The sequence below is a fragment of the Holophagales bacterium genome (genome assembly GCA_016719485.1).
GTDB lineage: Bacteria > Acidobacteriota > Thermoanaerobaculia > UBA5066 > UBA5066 > UBA5066.
This window is the reverse complement of sequence record JADJZB010000008.1, coordinates 21,141-41,432: the sequence shown is the minus strand read 5'-3', so window position 1 is coordinate 41,432 and position 20,292 is coordinate 21,141. Positions and strand designations below refer to the sequence as shown.

18 protein-coding genes are annotated in these 20,292 nt (G+C 72.2%); 9 read left to right on the top strand and 9 right to left on the bottom strand.

Annotation, left to right across the window (positions count from 1 at the left end; genetic code table 11):
* The first annotated feature begins 29 nt into the window (after positions 1 to 29).
* Together IPN03_06595 and IPN03_06590 are read left to right on the top strand one after the other, a co-directional pair.
* Positions 30 to 1,184, top strand: a complete 1,155-nt coding sequence (locus IPN03_06595) for an MFS transporter (GenBank protein MBK9373394.1) — start codon at positions 30 to 32, stop codon at positions 1,182 to 1,184.
* Between the two features lie 5 nt (positions 1,185 to 1,189).
* Positions 1,190 to 1,930 (top strand): LamB/YcsF family protein, encoded by a 741-nt coding sequence (locus IPN03_06590; protein ID MBK9373393.1) that lies wholly within the window; start codon positions 1,190 to 1,192, stop codon positions 1,928 to 1,930.
* A gap of 770 nt (positions 1,931 to 2,700) precedes the next feature.
* On the opposite strand, the gene IPN03_06585 is transcribed toward IPN03_06590, so the two are convergent.
* From IPN03_06585 to IPN03_06565, 5 genes are all read right to left on the bottom strand, one after another.
* Positions 2,701 to 3,318 carry a hypothetical protein gene (locus IPN03_06585; GenBank protein ID MBK9373392.1) on the bottom strand — a complete coding sequence of 206 codons (618 nt, stop codon included), beginning with the start codon at positions 3,316 to 3,318 and terminating at the stop codon, positions 2,701 to 2,703.
* Positions 3,319 to 3,386: 68 nt separating this feature from the next.
* Positions 3,387 to 4,412: an SIS domain-containing protein gene (locus tag IPN03_06580; GenBank protein MBK9373391.1), complete on the bottom strand. Its 1,026-nt coding sequence runs from the start codon at positions 4,410 to 4,412 to the stop codon at positions 3,387 to 3,389.
* Positions 4,409 to 5,326 (bottom strand): ROK family protein, encoded by a 918-nt coding sequence (locus IPN03_06575; protein ID MBK9373390.1) that lies wholly within the window; start codon positions 5,324 to 5,326, stop codon positions 4,409 to 4,411. Before IPN03_06575 ends, IPN03_06580 begins: the two co-directional genes overlap by 4 nt.
* A 4-nt stretch (positions 5,327 to 5,330) precedes the next feature.
* Complete coding sequence (locus IPN03_06570) at positions 5,331 to 5,726, bottom strand: hypothetical protein (protein MBK9373389.1); 396 nt, start codon at positions 5,724 to 5,726, stop codon at positions 5,331 to 5,333.
* Positions 5,727 to 5,790: 64 nt separating this feature from the next.
* On the bottom strand, positions 5,791 to 6,822 hold the full coding sequence (locus tag IPN03_06565; GenBank protein MBK9373388.1) for a S9 family peptidase: 1,032 nt from the start codon (positions 6,820 to 6,822) through the stop codon (positions 5,791 to 5,793).
* Positions 6,823 to 6,943: 121 nt separating this feature from the next.
* On the opposite strand from IPN03_06565, the gene IPN03_06560 reads away from it, so the two are divergent.
* From IPN03_06560 to IPN03_06540, 5 genes are read left to right on the top strand one after another with little or no spacing between them, the layout of a single operon-like run.
* Positions 6,944 to 7,696 carry a serine/threonine protein phosphatase gene (locus IPN03_06560; protein MBK9373387.1) on the top strand — a complete coding sequence of 251 codons (753 nt, stop codon included), beginning with the start codon at positions 6,944 to 6,946 and terminating at the stop codon, positions 7,694 to 7,696.
* Positions 7,697 to 7,751: 55 nt separating this feature from the next.
* Positions 7,752 to 8,894, top strand: a complete 1,143-nt coding sequence (locus IPN03_06555; protein MBK9373386.1) for a PAS domain-containing sensor histidine kinase — start codon at positions 7,752 to 7,754, stop codon at positions 8,892 to 8,894.
* A gap of 60 nt (positions 8,895 to 8,954) precedes the next feature.
* Entirely contained in the window at positions 8,955 to 9,668 is a 714-nt protein-coding gene (locus tag IPN03_06550) for a hypothetical protein (protein MBK9373385.1), read from the top strand.
* On the top strand, positions 9,568 to 10,119 hold the full coding sequence (locus tag IPN03_06545) for a hypothetical protein (GenBank protein MBK9373384.1): 552 nt from the start codon (positions 9,568 to 9,570) through the stop codon (positions 10,117 to 10,119). Before IPN03_06550 ends, IPN03_06545 begins: the two co-directional genes overlap by 101 nt.
* A gap of 14 nt (positions 10,120 to 10,133) precedes the next feature.
* Positions 10,134 to 12,332: a dienelactone hydrolase family protein gene (locus tag IPN03_06540; protein MBK9373383.1), complete on the top strand. Its 2,199-nt coding sequence runs from the start codon at positions 10,134 to 10,136 to the stop codon at positions 12,330 to 12,332.
* 9 nt (positions 12,333 to 12,341) lie between these two features.
* Here the strand turns inward: IPN03_06540 and IPN03_06535 are convergent, their stop codons facing one another.
* Positions 12,342 to 13,316 carry a DUF1028 domain-containing protein gene (locus IPN03_06535; GenBank protein ID MBK9373382.1) on the bottom strand — a complete coding sequence of 325 codons (975 nt, stop codon included), beginning with the start codon at positions 13,314 to 13,316 and terminating at the stop codon, positions 12,342 to 12,344.
* Between the two features lie 74 nt (positions 13,317 to 13,390).
* Complete coding sequence (locus IPN03_06530; GenBank protein MBK9373381.1) at positions 13,391 to 13,993, bottom strand: methyltransferase domain-containing protein; 603 nt, start codon at positions 13,991 to 13,993, stop codon at positions 13,391 to 13,393.
* A gap of 57 nt (positions 13,994 to 14,050) precedes the next feature.
* On the opposite strand from IPN03_06530, the gene IPN03_06525 reads away from it, so the two are divergent.
* Entirely contained in the window at positions 14,051 to 14,800 is a 750-nt protein-coding gene (locus IPN03_06525; GenBank protein MBK9373380.1) for a TetR/AcrR family transcriptional regulator, read from the top strand.
* A 50-nt stretch (positions 14,801 to 14,850) separates the two neighbouring features.
* On the opposite strand, the gene IPN03_06520 is transcribed toward IPN03_06525, so the two are convergent.
* Positions 14,851 to 16,230, bottom strand: coding sequence for an ankyrin repeat domain-containing protein (locus tag IPN03_06520; GenBank protein ID MBK9373379.1), 1,380 nt, complete (start codon positions 16,228 to 16,230; stop codon positions 14,851 to 14,853).
* A gap of 144 nt (positions 16,231 to 16,374) precedes the next feature.
* On the opposite strand from IPN03_06520, the gene IPN03_06515 reads away from it, so the two are divergent.
* Positions 16,375 to 19,479: a serine/threonine protein kinase gene (locus IPN03_06515; GenBank protein ID MBK9373378.1), complete on the top strand. Its 3,105-nt coding sequence runs from the start codon at positions 16,375 to 16,377 to the stop codon at positions 19,477 to 19,479.
* A gap of 59 nt (positions 19,480 to 19,538) precedes the next feature.
* Here the strand turns inward: IPN03_06515 and IPN03_06510 are convergent, their stop codons facing one another.
* Positions 19,539 to 20,144: a winged helix-turn-helix transcriptional regulator gene (locus IPN03_06510; protein ID MBK9373377.1), complete on the bottom strand. Its 606-nt coding sequence runs from the start codon at positions 20,142 to 20,144 to the stop codon at positions 19,539 to 19,541.
* Between the last annotated feature and the right edge of the window lie 148 nt (positions 20,145 to 20,292).

Below are 20,292 nucleotides of genomic sequence, written 5' to 3'. Positions count from 1 at the left end.
GCGCCCTCCTCGCCGCGACGTCGGGCTGGATGCTCGACGCGATGGACGTGATGCTCTACGCGTTCGCCCTGACGGCGATCCGGGCGGAGTTCGGCCTCGACGGCGCGCAGGCGGGCCTTCTCGCGTCGGTCACGCTCATCGCCTCCGCGGTCGGCGGAATCGGCGCGGGGATCCTCGCCGACCGGTTCGGCCGGGCGCGCATCCTCGTCCTCTCCATCCTCGCCTACGCCCTCTTCACCGGCGCGACGGCGACCGCCCGCACCGTCGCCGAGCTGGCGCTCTGGCGCGCCCTCGTCGGCCTCGGCCTCGGGGCGGAGTGGTCGGCGGGCTCGGTCCTCGTCGCCGAGACCTGGCCCGCCGCGCACCGGGGAAAGGCGATCGGCCTGATGCAGTCGGGATGGGCCATCGGCTACATCCTGGCGGCGGTCCTCGCCGCCGTCGTCATCCCGAGCTTCGGCTGGCGGCCGCTCTTCGTCCTCGGAGTCCTTCCCGGCCTGCTCGCGGTCTGGGTGAGGTGGCGCGTGCCGGAGCCGGCGATCTGGAGAGAGCGCGGCGTCCGCACGAGAGGCGGGCCCGGCCTCTCCATCCTCCTGCGTCCTCCGCTCCTCGGCCGCGTCGTCGCCGCGACGTCGCTCTCCACGGCGCTTCTCTTCGCCTACTGGGGGCTCTTCACCTGGATCCCGAGCTTCCTCGCCGCGCCCGCGGCGGCCGGCGGCGCGGGGCTCGGCCTCGTCCGGTCGACCGGCTTCATCGTCGCGATGCAGGCGGGGGCCTTCCTCGGCTACACGACGTTCGGATTCCTCGCCGACCGGTTCGGCCGGCGGCCCGTCTTCCTCGCCTTCGTTCTCGGCGCGGCGGTCGTCGTCCCCGCCTTCGGCCTCTTCGCGCGCTCGGAAGCGGCGATCCTCCTTCTCGCCCCGCTCGTCGGCTACCTCGGGCACGGCTACTTCTCGGTCTTCGGCGCGCTCCTGGCCGAGCTGTTCCCGTCGGCGGTGCGAGGCGCCGCGCAGGGCTTCTGCTACAACGCGGGGCGCGCGGTGAGCGCCCTGGCGCCGTTCACGATCGGGGCCCTCGCCGACCGGCACGGCATCGGGAGCGCCCTCGCCCTGACGGCGGCCTTCTACGTCGCCGGGGCCTTCCTCATGCGATTCCTTCCGGAGACGAAGGGGCAGGAGCTCGCGTGAGGACGATCGACCTGAACGCCGACGTCGGAGAGAGCCCGGAGCTGGTCGAGGTCGAGGACGCCCTCCTCGACGTCGTCACGTCCGTCAACGTCGCCTGCGGCGGCCACGCGGGAGATGCCGCGTCGATGGAACGGGTCGTCCGCGCGGCTCTCGCCCGTGGCGTCGCCGTCGGGGCGCACCCGTCCTACCCCGACCGCGAGGGATTCGGCCGGCGGACGATGAGGATCTCCCTGGAAGAGGTCTCCGCCGCCGTCGCCGGCCAGGTGGCGGCGTTCCTCGTCGTGGCGCAGCGCTGCGGAGCGCGGCTCGCGCACGTCAAGCCGCACGGAGCCCTCTACAACGCAGCGGCGAAGGACGAGGCCCTCGCGCGGGCGATCGCCGAAGGCGTCGCGCGCGTCGCCCCGGGCGTCGTCCTCGTCGGCCTCGCCGGCTCGGTGATGCTCCAGGGCTTTTCCGAAGAAGGGTTCCCTTTCGCGGGCGAGGCTTTCGCCGACCGCGGCTACGAGCCCGACGGAACCCTGACGCCGCGCGGGAGGCCCGGCGCGCTGAAGGCGACGGCAGAAGAAGCGGCCGGGCAGGCGGTCTCGATCGCCGCCCGCGGCGAGGTCGTCGCGTCGAGCGGCGAGATCGTCGCCGTCGACGCGAGGACGCTCTGTCTCCACTCCGACACCCCGGGCGCGGTCGACTTCGCGAGGGCCATCGCCGCGCGGCTCCGTGAAGCGGGGGTCGAGATCCGCGCCCTCTGAGACGGGACTGGGACCGGGACCGGGAGACATCCAACTTCAACGTCTCGTCGCTTCGGCAAGGGGCCGCGTGCGGTGCGGTACGTCTCACGGCCGCCGCTGCGCGCGCCCGACCCGCTTCCGAATCCGCTGCGGCCGGGCGGGGCGCCCGCGCGAACTCCTCGCTTCGCTCGTCAAACACGCGCGCGGGCTTGATCCCCGCCCGGTCCTCGCGAATTCGAGCGGGTCCCCGGTCGTGCTCGAGGTCGGCTCGCGAGACGCACCGCCCCTCCCGCGGCCGGCGAGCTTCAGAGATCGAAAATAACCCTGGGGTCTGGTCTACGCTCTACACTCTACGGAGTCTGTCGTTCAAGAGCGGACTCGCTCGAGGTGCTGATTTGCCGGGGATCTGAGCGGGTGGGAGGGGTGTCCCGCGAGCGGCGTCCGAGCACGCGCGGGGCCCCGCACGGCACCGCGAGCAGGCCGCCGGATCAGGCGAGCGCGCGTGCAACGAGAACGATGCCTGCGCGAGAAAAGTGATCGGAATAACGGTGGGGGGCCCGGGGGGCCGCGCGAAGCTCAGGCCCCCCGGCGAGCGCCGCCGTGGGACACCCCTCCCATCCGCGACTCGAGCGGCAAGATGAGATGGCTTGGCGCGGCTCTCGGTTCCCCCGACCCCCCCGGCCCCCCCCGGTCTCTACGGTCCCCTCCCCGTTCCGGGTTCAGAAATGCCACGGCCCCGGAAGATCCGGGGCCGTGGAGCGCCGCACGTGGCGCGTTGACGGAAGGGCTTGTTACTTTGCGGGGGCGGCGGCCGGGGCTTCCGCCGGAGCGGCGGCCGGGGCCATGCCGAGGAGCGCCATCACTTCGGCGCCCTTGTCCTTCAGGGTGCTCGCCCTGCCGAGCGCTTCGCCGAGGTTGCCGGCAGTGAAGGCGGCGGACGCCTCGTCCCACGCCTTCGTGATTCCGGCGAGGCCTTCCTGGGCCTGGGCCAGCTTCGCCTTGTCCATCCCCTTGGGGAGCTTCTTGGCCTTGCCGAACTCTTCGATCTTCGCCTGGATCGACGCGACGGTCTGCGGGAGGGAGGCGGCGAGGTCGTTCCAGGCCTTCGTCAGCTCGTCCTTCTTCGCGGCGGTGGCGGCCACGAGGTCCTTGGCCGTGTTGGCGAGCTCGGTGCCGGCCGCGAGGGCTTCCTTGTACTGGCCCTTGGCGAACTTGTCCTTGGCGGCGGCGAGCGCGTCCTTGGCAGCGGTGAGCTGATCCGGGACGTACTTCTCGGCCTCGGGCGCCACCGCGGTGATCGCGTCGTCGGCGGCCTTGATGGCGAGGTCGGCGGGGGCCTTGTCGGTGTTGCAGGCGGCGAGGCCGGCCACCAGCAGCACGCATGCGAGCAGGGCGAAGGTCTTCTTCATTCCATGTCTCCTTCGAGCGTTCGTTTCCGCGAACCAGCTCGGACTGGAAAGCTTACTCCTCGACGCCGTCAACGGGTCTCCGTCACCTTCGAAAGGCCGCGCGGAGCGTCGGGATCGAGGCCGCGCGCGCGGGCCGCGTGGAAGGCGAGAAGCTGCCCGGGAACGACGGCGACGATGGGCGAAAGGAGCTCGGGGAGGCGTGGGACCGGCAGAGACCCGCGCCCGGCGGGGCCGATGAGGAGGACCGGGCTCCCGCGCCGCCTCAGCTCGGCGGCCAGCGCGGCGAGATCGGCCTCGGTTGCCGTGCCGGGAGGCGAGACGACGATCGTAGGGAGTTTCGGACCGGCGAGGGCGATTGGGCCGTGCATGAAGTCGGCGCCCGAGAGGGCTTCCGCGTCGAGGAGCGCGAGCTCCTTCAGCTTGAGGGCGATCTCGTGGGCCGTCGGGTAGTTCAGGCCGCGCGACAGGACGACGAGGCGCGACGCGTGCGCCAGCCGGGCGGCGGCGCGCCGGGCGGCGGCCTCGACGCCGAGGGTGTCCGCGACGGCGTCGGGGAGGGCCCCGAGCCCTTCGGCGAAGCGCCGCGAGGACGACAGGGCGGAGGCCAGGAGCGCGACGGCCAGGAGCTGGGCGGTGTAGGTCTTCGTCGCCGCGATGCTCTTCTCCTCGCCGGCGTGGAGCGGGATCACCTCGGCCGCCGCTCGGGCGAGCGGACTCTCGGGGTCGTTCACGATGGCGAGGGTCGGGGATCCCGCTGAGCGGGCGGCGGCGATCGTCTCGACGACGTCGGGTGAGCGGCCCGACTGCGAGATGCCGACGACGAGCGCGCCCTTGAGTTTCGGGGGACTGTCGTACAGCGTGACGAGAGACGGACCGGCAAGCGCGACCGGCAGACGGCAGGTCAGGCCGAGGGCGTACTGCGCGTAGCGGGCGGCGTTGTCGGACGTGCCGCGCGCGGCGATCAGGACGAAGCGCAGGTCGTGGCGCGAGAGGCCGCGTGCGATCCGCCGGACATTCGCGCCCTCGCGGACGAGGAGGCGCGTCAGGACGTCGGGCTGTTCGCCGATCTCGGCGCGAAGACGCGAGCGTTTCATCGCGGCACCTCCGGAGCTTCGTCGTCGCAGAAGAGCCAGGCGGCGCCGCGAACGCCCGAGGAGTCGCCCCAGCGGGGCGGGAGGAGCGGCGTGTCGACGCGGTCCGAGAATACCCATCGTCCCCAGAGGCGGGGAACCTCGTCGTAGAGCGAGGCAAGGTTCGAGAGTCCTCCGCCGAGGACGATCACGTCGGGGTCGAGGACGTTGATGACGCTCGCGAGGGCGCGGGCCATCCGGTGGGTATGGCGTGTGAGAGTGGCCGTCGCGCCGGCGTCACCCGTGGCGGCCGCGACGGCGAGCTCGGCCGCGCTCCGCGCCTCGCCCGTCGCCGCAAGATGATCGCGCGACAGGCCCGGCCCGGAGAGGAAGGTCTCGATGCAGCCGTACTTTCCGCACCAGCAGGCGGGGCCGGGCTGCTCGTCCTCCCGGGCCCACGGGAGCGGGTTGTGACCCCACTCGCCGGCGACCGCGTTCGGGCCGGTGCGGACCTGGCCGTTCACGACGATTCCGCCGCCCGTGCCCGTCCCGACGATGACGCCGAAGACGCACGCGGCTCCGGCGGCCGCGCCGTCGCTCGCCTCGGAGAGGGCGAAGCAGTTCGCGTCGTTGGCGAGGCGGACGTCGCGCCCGAGGAGGCGGGCGAGATCGGTGCCGAGCGGGCGGCCGAGGAGCCAGGTGGAGTTCGCGTTCTTCACGAGGCCGGTTGCGGGGGAGATCGTTCCGGGCATCCCGACGCCGACCGTTCCGCGCGCTCCGAGCGTCGTCTCGACCTCGGCGACGAGGCCGGCGATTGCGGCGAGCGTGCCGTCGTAGTCGGGCGGGGTCGGGCGCCGCAGACGAAGGAGCTCGCGGCCAGCCTCGCCCAGGGCCAGCGCCTCGGTCTTCGTCCCTCCGAGGTCGATGCCGATCCTCAGCCGATCACTCCTCGGTGTCGTCGATCTGGCCGGTGACGCGGCGCTTCACCAGGGAGAACGAGAGGCCGACGGCGAGCGTTGCGGCGAGGCACGAGAGGACGAACCAGGCGATCGCCGATCCCTTCACGTCGGTGCCCTGCAGGTCGACGAAAAGCCAGATGAGGACGCCGAAGAAGCCCGCGGCGAGCGCGGTGCCGACGTGCCCGAGCGACCGGAGCGTCGATCTCACGCAGAAGAGCCAGCCCGCCGCGAGAAAGATCCCGGCGAGGACCTTCAGCGGGAGCGGTCCGCCGCCGGTCTGGCGGACCCAGTGGGCGAAGGAGTACCCCGTCGGGTTGTAGGTCGCGAAGACGAGCACGCCCGCGGCGAGGAGACGTGCGAGAAACCCTCCGACCGAGATTCCTGTTCCGGCCAACGCAACCTCCCCGCTTGGGAATTCCGTCGCTCAGTCTAGCGGAGGGGCTTCAATTCCCGAGGTGCTTCTCGAGGAAGTCCCAGATCTCCCTGCGCGACTCCTTCGCGAACGGCGTGTCGATCCGGTTGAAGGAGTGCCCGGCCGGGGCGTCCTTGTAGATCCGGACCTCGAACTTCTTCCCTTCCGCCTTCAGGGCGTTGACCAGGTTCTCCGTCTCGAGCACGTTCACGTCGCGGTCGTTCGTCGTGGCGTGGATCAGGAGCGGCGTCTTCAGCTTTGAGGCCCAGAAGACGGGGCTTCGCCTGCGGTACTCGTCGACGTCCTCGACGACCTTCTTGCCGACGTGGCCCTTCGCCGCGAAGAGGTCCTCGTACGACTGCTCGTGGTAGCCGAGGCGCGTCACGAGGTCGGTGACCGGCACGCCAGCGTAGGCCGCCCGGAACTTCTCCGGGTGGTGCATCACGGCAAGCAGGGCGATCAGGCCGCCGTGGCTCCAGCCGGCGATCGCCGCGCGGGAACCGTCGACGTAGGGCAGGTCGGCGACGGCCCAATCCAGGCCGGCCACGACGTCGTCCACCTCGAGGCCGCCGTAGTCGATCGCGTCGTAGAAGCCCTTCCCGTACCCGGTCGATCCGCGGTACTCGGGGGCGAGGACGACCCACCCCTTCGCGAGCATCTCCTTCACGATGTGGACGTGGTACGTGCCGAAGTCGCCGTGAACCCCCCCGTGGGGCAGGACGACGACGGGGTACTTGCGGCCGGCCTCGCGCTTCTTCGGCGCGAAGACGTACTGGGCGAAGCGCATCGGGTGGCGCTCGTTCGCGATGCCGTAGCGCGCCGTCCCGCGCGGGTTCGGCGGGCCGGCGATCGAGACCTTGTCGACCTCGGCCACGTCGGAGAGACGAAGCCAGAAGAGGGCGTCGTCGCTGGACTTCCGAACCTGGTCCAGCTGGAACTCCAGGTCCGTCAGCTTCGCCTCGAGGGCCTTCAGCCGTTCTTCGGCGCCCGGCGCCTCGGCGGCGCGCGAGAGGGAGGGGAGAAGGGTCAGGAGAAGAAGCAGGACTCCGGCCCGAACGCGCATCGTCGCCTCCGAATGTGGTGGGCCCCCGGCGGGCCAGCCCGACAGGTCAGGTTATCAGGCCGCCGGGACCCCGCGTGCTCCTGTTCCCATCCTCCGGTATCGTCCGCGCCAGGGAGCGACGATGGCGGCCGGAAGAACGATTGCGATCGGAGACGTGCACGGGGACCTGAAGGGCCTCGAGACGCTGCTGTCGCGCCTGCCGGTCCTCGGCGCGGGCGACACGCTCCTGTTCGTCGGCGACTACGTCGATCGGGGCCCGGACCCGGCCGGGGTCGTCCGCCGGGTGCGCGCGCTGCAGAAGGAAACCGCGGCCCGCGTCGTCCTCCTTCGCGGAAACCACGAGGACGCCTGGCTGAAGGCGTGCCGCGAGGGCGCGCCCGAGTTCGTCCTTCCCCGCGGGAACGGCTGCTACATGACCTACCGCTCGTTCACCGGAGGCCTTCCTCCCGAGCGGGAGGAGGACCCGACGGCCGACGAGATGCGCGCGATGGCGATGGGCACCTTCTTTCCGGCCGACGTCGTGGAGTGGATGAAGACCCTGGCCTACTTCCACGAGGACGAGCACGCCATCTACGTCCACGCGGGCCTGCCGTTCGAAGGGGAACGCTGGCTCCACCCGTCGGAAGTGAAGGACCCGAGGCCGCTCCTCTGGCAGAGGAGCCGGACCTTCTACCAGAGCTACGCCGGCAAGCGCGTCGTCTTCGGCCACACGCCGGTGAAGCGGCTGCCGCAGGAGAACTCGACCTTCACCCCCAATGACCCGCTCGACGTCTTCCTCACGGGTGGCCTCGCCGGCATCGACACCGGCGCCGGGATGGGGGGCTTCCTCTCGGCGATCGAGCTGCCCGGCTGCAGGATCTACGACTCGCGCTGAGCACGCGCCTGTCGCGGCTTTCGGAGAGAATGCCGCTGCACCGCGGAGGCGCCCCATGGACGACGCGAGCTGGTCGAAGGATTCGCGGGCCGAAGAGATCGCTGCCGGGGCGGCCGGCGATGGAGAGGCGCGGTTCCGGGCGCTCTTCGAGACGATGACCGAGGGAGTCGCGTTGCACCGTCTCCTGCTCGACGAGCGGGGCGAGCCGGCCGACTACGTCCTCACCGACGCCAACCCGGCGTACGAGGCCCACACCGGAATCCGCAAGGAGGACGCCGTCGGGCGCCTGGCCTCGAACCTCTACGGCGCCGGCGGAGCCCCGTACCTCGACGTCTTCGGGCGCGTCGCGATCACCGGCGAGCCGGCGCGGATGGAGGCCTACTTCGCGCCGCTCCGGCGCCACTTCCGGATCCTCGTGTTCTCCCCGGCCCGGGGCGAGTTCGCCACGGTCTTCGAGGACGTCACGGTGGCCAGGGAGATGGAGGCGGCTCTCGGCGCGTCGCACGCGGCGCTCGTGGCTCGAAACGAGGAGCTCGACGCGTACGCCCACACCGTCGCCCACGACCTGAAGAACCCCGTGTCGGCCATCCTGGGGTTCGCCGAGCACCTCGAGCAGGGCGCCGACACCCTGCCGGAGTCCGAACGGCGGGAATCGCTCGACGCGATCACCCGGAGCGCGCGGAAGATGCAGACGATCATCGACGCGCTCCTCCTCATCGGAGAGACCCGCCGGTCGGACGTCCCGATGGCGCCCCTCGACCTGGGTCCCATCGCGGGCGAGAGCCTGGCCGGTCTCGCGCACGAGGTGAAGCGCCTGCGGGCCGAGGTCCTCCTGCCGGGCTCGTGGCCCGCGGCGGCGGGCTATGCCCCGTGGGTCGAGCAGGTCCTCACGAACTACGTGAGCAACGCGCTGAAGTACGGAGGCCGGCCCCCGCGGGTCGAGCTCGGGGCGACGGTCCTGGACGACCGCCGTGTCCGCGTCTGGGTGCGCGACAACGGTCGGGGGCTGACCCCTGAAGAGCGGGCGAAGACGTTCGCGCCGTTCACCCGGCTCTGGCGGGGGGACGCCGACGGGCACGGTCTCGGCCTGTCGATCGTCCGCCGGCTCGTGGAGAGGATGGGCGGCGAGGTGGCCGTGGAGAGCGGCGGGGCGACCGGCGCCGGCTGCACGTTCAGCTTCACCCTCCCGCGCGCTTAGCTCGGCGCGGGGCCCCGGCAGCCGTGGCGGTTCCCGCGGCGACGGGCGATCATCGTCGCGATGACGCTCATCCCTCTCTCGCCGATCGACCACGTCTTCACCGGCCGCGGCGCCTACCCCATCGAGTTCGCCTTCGCCTACGCGGGTGCGATGGACGCGGGCCGGCTCGAGCAGAGCCTGCACCGCGCGCTCGAAGCGTTCCCGCCCGTCTCGAGCCGCTTCGTCCGGGTTGCGGGCAACGCCCTGGCCTTCGAGCCGTACGAGGGGGGCTGCGCCTTCCGCGTGGCGGAGTCGGCGACCGGCTTTGCGGAGACCGAGCGCCGGACCGTCTTCCTCGATCCCGTCGACGGCCGCGAAGGAGAGCCGCTCGCGCGGGTCCTCCTGACCCGGACGCCGAACGGCTGCGTCCTCGGCTTCAGCCTCTCCCACGCCGTCGCCGACGGCTACAGCTACTTCCATTTCCTGACGAGCTGGGCGCGCCTCTTCCGGGGCGAGCCGTTCCCGCCGCCGTCGCACGCGCGGGAGGCGCTCGTGCCGGCGGTCGACGGGAGCGGCACGGTGACCGACCCCCCTCGCCGCGGGAGGGCTGTTCCGGGCCGGACGCCGCACCGAGGTGGATCGGGACCACATCCGCCCGCACCGCCACGTCCTCTCCCGGGCGGAGCTCGTCGCGATGCACCGGGAGGCCCAGGAGGGGAACCCGGTCCGCCTCTCGCACAACGACACGGCGGCGGCGTGGCTCTGGAAGAAGTACCTCGTGGAGTGGGCCGGTGAGGACCCCTCCCTCGACACCTACGTCAGCTGCCCGGTCGATTTCCGGAGGATCCACCCGGCCGTCGGGCCAACCTACTTCGGCAACGCGGTCGCCCTCGCGAAGGCGTCGATCCCGCGCGGGGAGCTCGGTGGTGCGCCGATCGGCGACCTCGCGACGCGCGTGCGCCGCGCCGTCGACGGGATCGACGCGGAGGCGGCGCAGCTCTCGCTCGTCGCCCTCGAGAGGCTTCGTCGCGCGGAGGGGCTCGAGGCGATGGAGGAGTGCCACGTCGTCCACCCGCGGCAGGGGCTCCTCCTGACGAACCTCTCGCGCCTCCCGGTCCCCGACGTCGCCTTCGACGCCGGCCCGCCCGTGGCCTTCGACATCCTGACGCCGGGCGTCCGGGGGGCCGTTGCCCTTCCGGCGGACGCCGGGGGAATCGACCTTCGCGTCTTCTTGCCGATCGCGTGAGACAGAATCGGCTCGTGATCCACAGCCGCTTCACGCTCCAGAGCTTCCTGGGCCAGCCGATCCACGGGGACCTCCGCCTGCCCGAAGGAGAGGGCCCGCACCCCGTCGTGGTCGTCTGCCACGGCTTCAAGGGCTTCAAGGACTGGGGCTTCCACCCCTGGCTCGGTGCGCGCCTCGCGGCCGCGGGGCTGGCGGCCGTCCACTTCAACTTCTCCCGCAACGGCGTCCGCGACCCGGACGGCGACATCGAGGACCTCGACGCTTTCCGGAAGAACACGCTCTCCATCGAGCGCGAGGACCTCGACACGGTCCTCGACGCCATCCTCGCGGGACGGCTCGGCCCCACGCTCGACCCGTCCCGCCTCGGCCTGATGGGCCACAGCCGCGGCGGCGGCATCGCCCTCCTCGGCGCGGCCGAGCGGCCGGAGGTGAAGGCGCTCGTCACCTGGGCGGCCGTCTCGCACTTCGACCGGATCGCCGACGAGGCGACGCTCGCCGGGTGGCGGCGAACCGGCGTCTACGAGGTCGTGAACGCGCGGACGGGGCAGGTCCTCCCGATGGGGGTCGACTTCCTCGACGACGTCCTCGGGAACCGCGCCCGCCTCGACCTGCTCTCCGCGGCGCGGCGCCTCCGCTCCGCGTGGCTCGTCGTCCACGGCACCGCGGACGAGACGGTGCCGTTCACGGAGGCCGAAGAGCTCGCCACGGCCAGTACCGCGCACGCGCGGCTCGCCGCGATCGACGGAGCCGGCCACACCTTCGGCGCCGTTCATCCCTTCGCCGGGCCGACGCCCCACCTCGAGGCCGCGATGTCGGCGACCCTCGACCACCTGCGAACCGCGCCGGGGCCGCGCTCTCCGCCTGACGGGGGCGGCGAGCCGACGTCCCGCAGGCCGCCGAACGTGGCTCCCCGGGCCTCCCTGCCGACGGGTCTCGTCTACATCATTGCCTTCGTCTATCTCATGGCGAAGGCCGTGTTGTTCTCCGAGAACGTCCCGCCCGGCGTTCCGCCCGACGAGCCGGCGCACGTCTCCTACGCCGCGTACGTGGGAAGCGCGGGCCGATTCGTGCCGCGCTACGAGGAGATGCGCCTTCTCGACGAGAGTGGCCGTTTCGGCGAGCTCTCGAACTATCTGGCGCACCCATCGCCCTACTACGCCGTGATCGGCGTCGTCGGTCGGGCTTTCGGCGCGCCCGGGACCCCGTCCCTCGACGACCTCACGAGGCGCCTTCGCCACGCGTCCGCACCCCTTTTCGTGGCGGCCGCGGCGCTCCTGCTCGTCCTCGGGTGGAGACGGCCCTGGTCCCTCCCGGGGCACGTGGTCTATGCGGCGGCGGTCTCGACGGTCCCGGCCTTCGCGTTCGTCGGCGCCGCCGTCAACAACGACGTTCTCGCCTTCCTGTCGGGCGGGATCGCCCTCCTCGGCATCTCCCGCAGGCTGGAGGGACGCTCCGATCTCCTCACCGCGACGCTTCTCGGAGCCGGCCTCGCGGTCGCACTCCTGTCGAAGGCGACGGCCGGCCTCCTCGTCTCCGTCGCGGTCTTCGCCACTCTCGTCGAGACCTGGAGGCTCGCGCCCCGGGGAACGCGCGGGCGGTTCCTGTTCGCCGTTCTCCCCTGGCTCGTCCTTCCCGTGCTCCACTTCGTTCCGGTCCTCGTCCGGTACGGCACGCCCATCCCGTCGCTCGACGTGACGAACCCGGAGGCCTTTGCCCGGTCGGCGTTCGTCGTCGCGCGGGAGGGAGCACGGATGCCGCTGACGGCGTGGGGCGTGGGCATGGCCAAAGCGCTCGCCTCGACCTGGCTCTCCATCACCGGTCACGTCTGGCTACCGGTGGGACCGGCCTGGACGCTCGGCGGTCCGGCGCTCCTGCTGGTCCTCGCCGCGGTCGGCCTCGCCGCATCCGACCGGGACCCGGCGGGGAACGACCGGACCGGCCGCACCCTCGCCCGGATCGGGTCCGTCGCCTTCGCGGTGACGCTGGCCGTCAACCTCGTCTACGCCCACGCGGGCTACGTCGAGACGGGCCGCCTCGGCGGCATGCACGCCCGCTACTACCTGCCGCTCCTTCCGTGCCTCGGCGTCGCCGCCGTAGCCGGCATCCGCCGTATCGGGCGAGCGACGTGGCTCGCCTTCCTCCTGGCGGCGCTCCTGCTTCTCGCCGACGCCCTCGTGACGGTGCGCTACCTCCGGCTGTTTCCGGGCAGCTGACTCTCGAGCCTACGGCAGCTCCGGCCGGATCGCCGCCAGGTCGGGGTCGGATGCCGCCTGCGCGGCGAGCTTCGGGTTCAGCTTCAGCGCCCGGTGCGCCGCGGAGAGCGCTCCGGGCCTGTCGCCGGCGGCGAGCCGGATGACGGCGAGGTCGTAGACCACTTCGGGGAGCATGGCCGGCTGCCCCTCCGCGCGGGCCGTCGCCTGCTCCTGCCACTTCAGCGCCTCGGCGAACCGCTTCTCCATGAACGCCGTCCAGCCCCGGTTCCAGAGATCGTTCACGACGCCCATCCCGACGAGGCGCGACAGCTCGCGGAAGGGGTCGGCGTGATCGTCCACCCGGACGTCGACCGCCCGGTCGGTGAAGCCGTTGTAGCCCCCCTTCGCGCGGCAGACGAGGAGCGCCGCCGACTGCCGCCCGCGGCTGTCCCCTCCGGCCGCGTCGCCCGCGGCGAGAGCCGCCAGCAGCCTCTCTGCGAGCGGTCTTCCGGCGCTTCCGAGGAAGGACTTCTCCATCGCGACGACGACGGCCTCGCCCGTCAGGATGTTCCCCTGCACCGCGTAGTTCGGTCCGCGCCGGCCTCCCGCCCACGAATTGCACCCCGAGCCGGAATAGGTCGCCGAGTCGCCCGAGGAGGTCACGAGGCCCACCTGTCGGCGGTCGCGCCCGTCATCCGCGCGAAGCAGGACCTTCAACGCCTCCTCCGCCGTGACGCCGCGGGCCATCAGGTCGAGGCCGTTCGGCCCGAACGAGGTGTTCGCCGAAGCCTGCGTCGCCACGGCGCCGACCCCCGCCTTCGCCCACGGGACGACCGTCCCGACGGCGAAGAAGCGGCTCGCCACCGCAACCCCGACCTCGCCGGTCGCCGGATCGGCTGCGGCGATCGAGAAGGTGGCCGGATCGGGCGGCGCGGCGGGAAGCGTCCGGCTCGTGAGGGCGGCAAGCGAGAGAAGGATCGCGGACGCACGTCGTGCTGAGCTCATCGGGAACCTCGCGCGGCGAGTCTAGCCGTCGGGCTCGCGTTCCTCCCCTCCGCCCTCGCCGCTGTCGCCGCGCCCTATCGGGGCTTCTCGAGCAGGGCTCCGTGGCTGCGCCGGTGGAGAGGCTCTCCGGCCGGGCGAAAGCCCGCCCGCTCCGAGAGGGCCAGCTCCGCATCGAGCGCCTCGCGGGAGACGTGCCCCTTCGGCTCGAGGAGGAGCAGCCGGCCTCCCGGACGGAGGGCGGCGTAAAGCTGTCCGAGAAACCGCTGGCGGTCGCGGACCTCGTGGAGGACGTGAATTGCGACGGCGAGGTCGACGACTCCCGGCCGGGCCGCCAGACCGAGGTCCCCGTCGGCGCAGGCGACGGCCTCGATCCGGTCCAGGAGCCCCGCGCGACGGGCGCGCCGGGTCAGGCCTTCGATCATCTTCGACTGGAGATCGACGGCGACCACCCGGCCCGCCGGACCCGTCATCCGCGCGATCGGCAGCGTGAAGTAGCCCATCCCGCAGCCCGGCTCGAGGACGGTCATCCCGGGCTTCACGTGATCGCCGAGGAGCGTCTCCGGCCGTTCGAAGAGACGACGCAGGGGGCAGCAGAGGAGCGGCCCGGCCCAGGCGGGGCAGACGTGGACTCCGCCCGAGGGGGCGGGCTGCGTATGTGAGCTTTCGTTCGGTATCATGTCTTCAAGATACGAGCGATCGCTCGCTTCGTCGACTCGCTTTCGAGAGGAGCCCTCGTGACCGACCCGACCCCGCCCCGGCCGGGATCTCGCGCGGGCCGGAAGCCCTCCGGCGCCGCCCGCCGACGGACCGCCTCCACGGGTGCTCGCATTCGCGTGGAGGATGCGCCCCGCGTCCGGCTTCCCCGGAGGCTCGCCCCGCGCAAGAGCCCGACCCAGGACCGGGCCCGCGAGACGGTGGGGGCGATCCTCGAGGCGGCGATCGATCTCTTCTCCTCGCGGGGGTACGCGCGGACGAGCACGAACCACATCGCCCGGCGGGCGGGCGTGTCGGTCGGGTCGCTCTACCAGTATTTCCCGAACAAGGACGCGGTCCTGACGGCGCTCCTGGCGCGCCACCTCGCCGCGGTGGAATCGGCGATCCGCGCCTGCATTCCCCTGCTCCGGGATCCCGCCGTTCCCCTCCGGCACGGGATCCGGCTCCTCCTCGAGCGGCTGCGCGAAGTGCACGAGGCCGATCCCCGCCTCTCTCGCGCCATCGAGCAGCAGGTCGGCCAGATGCCGGTGGTCCCCGAGGGGCTGGCCGGCTACAAGCAGAGCCACGTCGCCACGCTGGCGGAGATCCTGTCGGCCCGGCCCGACGTCCGCCCGGGCAATCGCGCGCTGATGGCCTTTCTCCTCGCCGCGGTCACCGAAACCGTCAGCGTCGTCCTCGTTCACGCGGCGCCGGACCGCTTCGGCCGGGACGAGATGCTCGACGAGGCCGTCGAGGCGCTCAGCCGCTACGTCGAGCGGCGGGCGAGATGAGCGTGTAGAGAGGGAGCCGGCCGTCCTCCGGGGCGACGGTCGCGCCCCGGTCAACGCAGGGCGCTGGCCCCCGCGCACCCCTTCTCGTACTTCCGCTCGCAGGCCTTGTCGAAAAGGGCGAGGGCTCGTGCCCGATCCTGCGTCACGCCCCGGCCGTCGCGGGCGAGCGCGCCGAGCCGATAGCAGCTCTGGCCATCGTCGCCGTCGCAGCCCGTCGCGTACCACCGGGCCGCGTCGGCCGGGTCTTCGGGAACGCCCGCTCCGTTCTCGTGGAGGGTCCCGACCATCCCGCAGGCCCAGGCTCCCTTCAGCTCGCACCCCTTCCGGTAGGCGGCCATCGCCTTGCCGAGGTCGACGGCGACCCCCTCTCCCTTCTCGAAGGCCCAACCGGCGTCGCCGCAGTCGGAGCGCGAGTCGAACGAGCACCCGAGCTCGTACCGCGCGACGCGGACCGCCTCCCAGCGGGCCGGCCGGCCCTCGCGCAGGAACCTCCCGTACCAGGCGTCGCACGGACCGCCGGGCGCGAGAGCTGCGACGACGCTCTCGTACTTCCGGGGGTCCGCGGCGGTCGCGGAACGGCCCGGGTCGGCGCCCGCAACCCGCCGGTAGGCCGCCAGGGGCGTCTCTCCGGCCCCGTTCGTCAGGCGCGGGTTCGCGCCGCCGGCGCAGAGCGCGAAGACGACGTCGATCCGGCCGCAGTCCGCGGCGGAGTGAAGGGGCGTATCGCCCGTGCGCTGCGAAGGCCAGGCGTCGCGGGAGGAGACGGTGCGGGCGATCGGGTCCGCTCCGGCCTCGAGGAGCACCTCGACGGTCCTGTCCTGGCAGCCCATCGCCGCGATGTGGAGGGGCGTGAGGCCGCGGCCGTTCGTGGCGGAGAGGGCGGAACGCTCGGAGGCGAAGAGGCGCAGGAGCCCGTCCTCCCCGTCCCTCACCGCCCCCGCGGCGACGAGGGTGTGGAGGGGCGACGTCGTCTCGCCGGTCCGCTCCCAGGTCCTCGGCGCGAGCCGCGCGCCCCGGGCGACGAGCGCCTTCGCGAGGGAAAGCGCCGTGGCGTCGCGCGGCTGGGCCGCGGCGAGGACGTCGAGCGGGGCCTCTCCCGAATCGAGGAGGAAGTTCGCGTCGGCCCCGGCCCCGAGGAGGAGGTCGACCGCCTCGAGGTTCCGGGCCCTCACGGCGGCGGTCAGGGCGGTGTCGGTCAGCGCGCGCATCGAGCCTTTTCGCGTCCCCGAGGTCCAGCGCTTCCCGTTCGCGGCCTTCGGATCCTTCGCGAGAACCGCCCTCAGCGTTTCGAGGTCCCCGCGCTCCGCGGCCAGAAGGGCCTCCATCCCCGTCGCGTCGTGCTTCGCCGCCTCGCGGCTCTCCTCGACCCACCCGCACGCCGCCACGGCGAGACAGAAGAGCGCTGCCGCGGAGAGGGCGATGCGGCGCACGGCGATCAATTCTAGGCCGGAAGTGTCGGGCGGTTCGGAGGCAGGCAATTCAGGTCGCCGAACCGTTCCCGTCCAGCGAAACAGCCCGACCTCTGCACCAGGCCGGTGCGACGGTATCCTCCCGGCCGAACGACGGGGGGAACGGTGTCGCAGAAGATCGATTCCATCGTGCGGGCCGTGCGAGCGCTGGCCGACCCGGCAGCCCGCAAGGACTATCTCGACGAGGCCTGCGGGGGCGACGAGGCGCTGAGAGCCCGCGTCGAAGCGAGCCTCCAGGCGGACGAACCGACCGTCGACCACACCTGGGCACCGGGCCCGATCTCGTCCGCCGAGACGCTCGCGGCGACCGGCGGCGCGCGAGCCGTGCCTCACCTCGAGGGGCCGGGCACGCAGCTCGGGCCCTACCGGCTCCTGGAGAGGCTCGGGGAAGGCGGCTTCGGCACGGTCTTCCTCGCGGAGCAGGAGGAGCCGATCGTCCGGCGCGTCGCGGTGAAGATCCTCAAGCCCGGGATGGACACGCAGAAGGTCGTGACGCGCTTCGAGCTGGAGCGCCAGGCCCTCGCGATGATGGATCACCCCAACATCGCGCGCGTCATCGACGCGGGGGCGACGCCGATGGGGCGCCCCTTCTTCGTCATGGATCTCGTCGTCGGCGCTCCGATCTCGGAGTACTGCGACCGCAACGGGCTGTCGGTCGAGGCGCGGCTCGAGCTCTTCGCCCAGGTCTGCAACGCCGTCCAGCACGCCCACACGAAGGGGATCATCCACCGCGACATCAAGCCGTCGAACGTCCTCGTCTCGACCCACGACGGAAAGCCCCACGCCAAGGTCATCGACTTCGGCATCGCCAAGGCGATGGCGGACAGGCCTGCCGGAGAGACGCTCTTCACCGTGGACGGGGCGATGATCGGCACGCCCGAGTACATGAGCCCGGAGCAGGCCGAGGGCTCGCTCGACATCGACACGCGCACCGACGTCTATTCCCTCGGCGTCCTCCTCTACGAGCTGCTGACCGGGTCCACGCCGTTCAGCACGCGCGAGCTGCAGGCCGCCGGGCTGGCCGAGGTGCGGCGGATCATCCGCGAGGTCGACCCGCCGAAGCCCTCCACGCGCCTCGGCCACTCCGCCGACACGCTGGCGACCGCCGCCGCGAAGCGGCAGACGGCCCCGAAACGCCTGTCGGCAATCGTCCGTGGTGAGCTCGACTGGATCGTCATGAGGGCGCTCGAGAAGGACCGGCAGAGGCGCTACCCGACGGCCAACGCCCTGGGGATGGACGTGCAGCGCTACCTGGGCGGCGAGCCGGTGGTCGCGGCGCCACCGGGCGCGGCGTATCGCGTGGGCAAGTTCGTGAGACGCCATCGGGGCGGCGTCCTGGCGGCATCCGCCGTGGCCGTAGCTCTCGTCGTCGGCGTCGTCGCCTTCGCCTGGCAGGCAAAGGTCGCGCGCGGCCAGCGCGACCGCGCCGTGGCCGCGGAAGCCCAGGCTCAGATGAGGGCCGGGGAGCTCCGGAAGGTCTCCGACTTCCAGGCGGCGATGCTCGCCCAGGTCGACCCGGCGACGGCGGGGCGGATGCTCACGAAGGAGGTCACGGCCGGGTTCGAGAGGGCGCTCGCGCAGGCCGGCGTGCCCGAACGGGCCCGCGCGGCGCAGGTGGCGGGCTTTTCCGGGCAGTGGAGCCGCGTCAACGCTACCGACGCGGCCCGCAACCTCATCGACCTCACGATCCTGAAGCCGGCGGTCAGGGCGATCGACACGCGGTTCGCGGACCAGCCGGCCGTCGACGCGCAGCTCCGCCAGGTGCTGGCCGACCTCTACAAGACCCTCGGACTCTACGAGGCCGCGCAGCCGCTCCAGGACCGGGCGCTCGAGACCCGGAGGCGCGTCCTGGGCGAGGGGCGCGAGGAGACTCTCCGTTCGCTCGGCGCCAAGGGCGACCTCCTCCGCGCGCAGGGAAAGCTGGCCGAGGCCGAGCCGTTCCTGCGCGACGCGATGGAGCGGAGCCGTCGCGTCCTGGGCGTCGAGCACCCGTTCACCCTCGTGTCGATGAACAACCTCGGCTACGCGCTCCATCTGCAGGGCCGGCATGCCGAGGCCGAGCCGCTCTGCCGCGAAGCGCTCGAGAAGATGCGCCGTGTCCTGGGCGAAGACCACCGGGAGGCGCTGGCGACGCAGGGCAACCTGGCCCTCGTCCTGCAGTCGCTCGGCCGGCTGGAGGAGGCCGAGGCGGTCCATCGCGACTCCCTCGGGCGGCACCGCCGCGCGCTCGGCGAGGAGGCTCCCGAGACCGTCACCGCCGTCAACAACCTCGGTTTCCTGCTGCTTGTCCAGGGGCGCTTCGTCGAAGCCGAGCCGCTCCTGCGCGAGGCGCTGGAGAAGTTCCGCCGGGTGCTCGGCGAGGAGCACCCGGACACGATCGTGGCGATCAACAACATGGGTTACGTCCTGCAATACCAGGGGAAGCTGGCGGAGGCGGAGCCTTACGAGCGCGAGGCGGTCGAGAAGAACCGAAGAGCGGTCGGCGCGGACCACCCGAACACGCTCGCGGCGATGAACAACCTCGCCCTCCTGCTGCAGGACCTGAACAAGTACGCCGAGGCCGAGGCGCTCCTGCGCGAGACGCTCGCGGCGCGGCGGCGCGTGCTCGGCGAGGAGCACCCCGACACCATCGCCTGCCTCGGGAACCTCGGCCGATTTTTGCAGGCCGTGGACCGGCTCGCCGAGGCGGAGCCCGTCCTCAGCGAGACCCTCGAGAAGAAACGCCGCGTCCGCGGCGTCGATCACCCCGACACCCTCACGTCGATCAACAACTACGGGGTCGTCCTCGAAGCCATGGGGCGCCTGGCGGAGGCGGAGACGTACTACCGGGACGCGATGGAGAAGTGCCGGCGCGTCCTCGGCGAAGGGCATCCCAACACGTTCATCACGACGATCAACACGGGCGGCGTGCTGCAGGCCCAGGGCAGGAACGCCGAGGCCGTGAAGGTCCTCGACGGCGTCGAGCCCGCGGCCCGCAACGCATTCAAAGGTGCGAATGCCCGCTGGGTCGCCAAGCTCCTGACGCGACGGGGCAAGGCCTTCACGTCCCTCGGCCGCTTCGACGCCGCCGAGAAGGACCTCCTCGAGGCCCGTCCGCTCTTCGTCTCGAGCCGCGGCGAGAAACACAAGGAGACGCGGGAGTGCCTCCAGGCGATTGCCGACCTCGCCGCCGCCCGGGAGGCGGCAGCGGCGGGCCGAGGCCGAAAGTAGGGAGCGGGGCGCCCGGAGGCGCCCTGCGTCGCAGACGGACTGTCTTCGAGCGTTGGAACTCAGGTCGTATGCGACCGGGAGGGCGGGGCTTCCCGGGCCGCGCTCACGATGGCGGCGACGGGGCTCAACCGGAGGATCACCGGCATCCGGCGGGTGAGTGCTGCGGCCCCTTCGAACGCGACGAGTCCCGAACGGAGTGCGTCCTGAAGGGGCACGCGCCCCAGCCAGACCTGGTAGAGCGTCCCGACGTCGGTGCGGATGGTGACGTCGACCTCGAAGCCGGGATCGGTCGTGCACACCGAGGGAGAGCCCGACTCGATCACGATCCAGAACCGCCTGCTGTCGTCGGTGAACCGCACGCTGAAGACCTGCCGCCTGCCGGGGAGCTCGGAGGTGTCGAGCCGGGTGTGCATCCACCATACGAGGAGCTCGGCATCGAGCTCGGCGGTCTCGGGATCACCGAAGGTCCAGCGCGCGCCCCACGCGCCGATCCCGAACACGATCGGCTCGAGCTCGCGCCCGGACCCGGTCAGTAGGTACTCGTTCCGGACGCGTTCGACGAGGCCTGCCCGTTCGAGCTGTCGGAGCCTCCGCGTCAGGAGACTTCGCGAGAGGCCGGGCAGCCCGCGCGCGAGCTCGTTGAACCGGGTCGTGCCGACGAGCATGTCGCGCACGATCAGCAGCGTCCACCGCTCGCCGAGAAGGTCGAGCGCCCGCGAGATCGGGCAGTACTGACCGTAGCTGGCCTTTCGTTCCGTCACGTCGGCACCTCGTGGAGCGGGTTCTGTTGGTCCTCATTCTGGACCGGCGAGG

Bases quoted from the DNA above. Each gene is read 5' to 3' on its own strand.
- IPN03_06585 (MBK9373392.1), bottom strand. From the start codon at position 3,318: ATGAAGAAGACCTTCGCCCTGCTCGCATGCGTGCTGCTGGTGGCCGGC.
- IPN03_06595 (MBK9373394.1), top strand. From the start codon at position 30: ATGCTCGACGCGATGGACGTGATGCTCTACGCGTTCGCCCTGACGGCG.
- IPN03_06510 (MBK9373377.1), bottom strand. From the start codon at position 20,144: ATGCTCGTCGGCACGACCCGGTTCAACGAGCTCGCGCGCGGGCTGCCC.
- IPN03_06560 (MBK9373387.1), top strand. From the start codon at position 6,944: ATGGCGGCCGGAAGAACGATTGCGATCGGAGACGTGCACGGGGACCTG.
- IPN03_06530 (MBK9373381.1), bottom strand. From the start codon at position 13,993: ATGATACCGAACGAAAGCTCACATACGCAGCCCGCCCCCTCGGGCGGA.
- IPN03_06545 (MBK9373384.1), top strand. From the start codon at position 9,568: ATGCACCGGGAGGCCCAGGAGGGGAACCCGGTCCGCCTCTCGCACAAC.
- IPN03_06555 (MBK9373386.1), top strand. From the start codon at position 7,752: ATGGACGACGCGAGCTGGTCGAAGGATTCGCGGGCCGAAGAGATCGCT.
- IPN03_06565 (MBK9373388.1), bottom strand. From the start codon at position 6,822: ATGCGCGTTCGGGCCGGAGTCCTGCTTCTTCTCCTGACCCTTCTCCCC.
- IPN03_06580 (MBK9373391.1), bottom strand. From the start codon at position 4,412: ATGAAACGCTCGCGTCTTCGCGCCGAGATCGGCGAACAGCCCGACGTC.
- IPN03_06535 (MBK9373382.1), bottom strand. From the start codon at position 13,316: ATGAGCTCAGCACGACGTGCGTCCGCGATCCTTCTCTCGCTTGCCGCC.
- IPN03_06550 (MBK9373385.1), top strand. From the start codon at position 8,955: ATGACGCTCATCCCTCTCTCGCCGATCGACCACGTCTTCACCGGCCGC.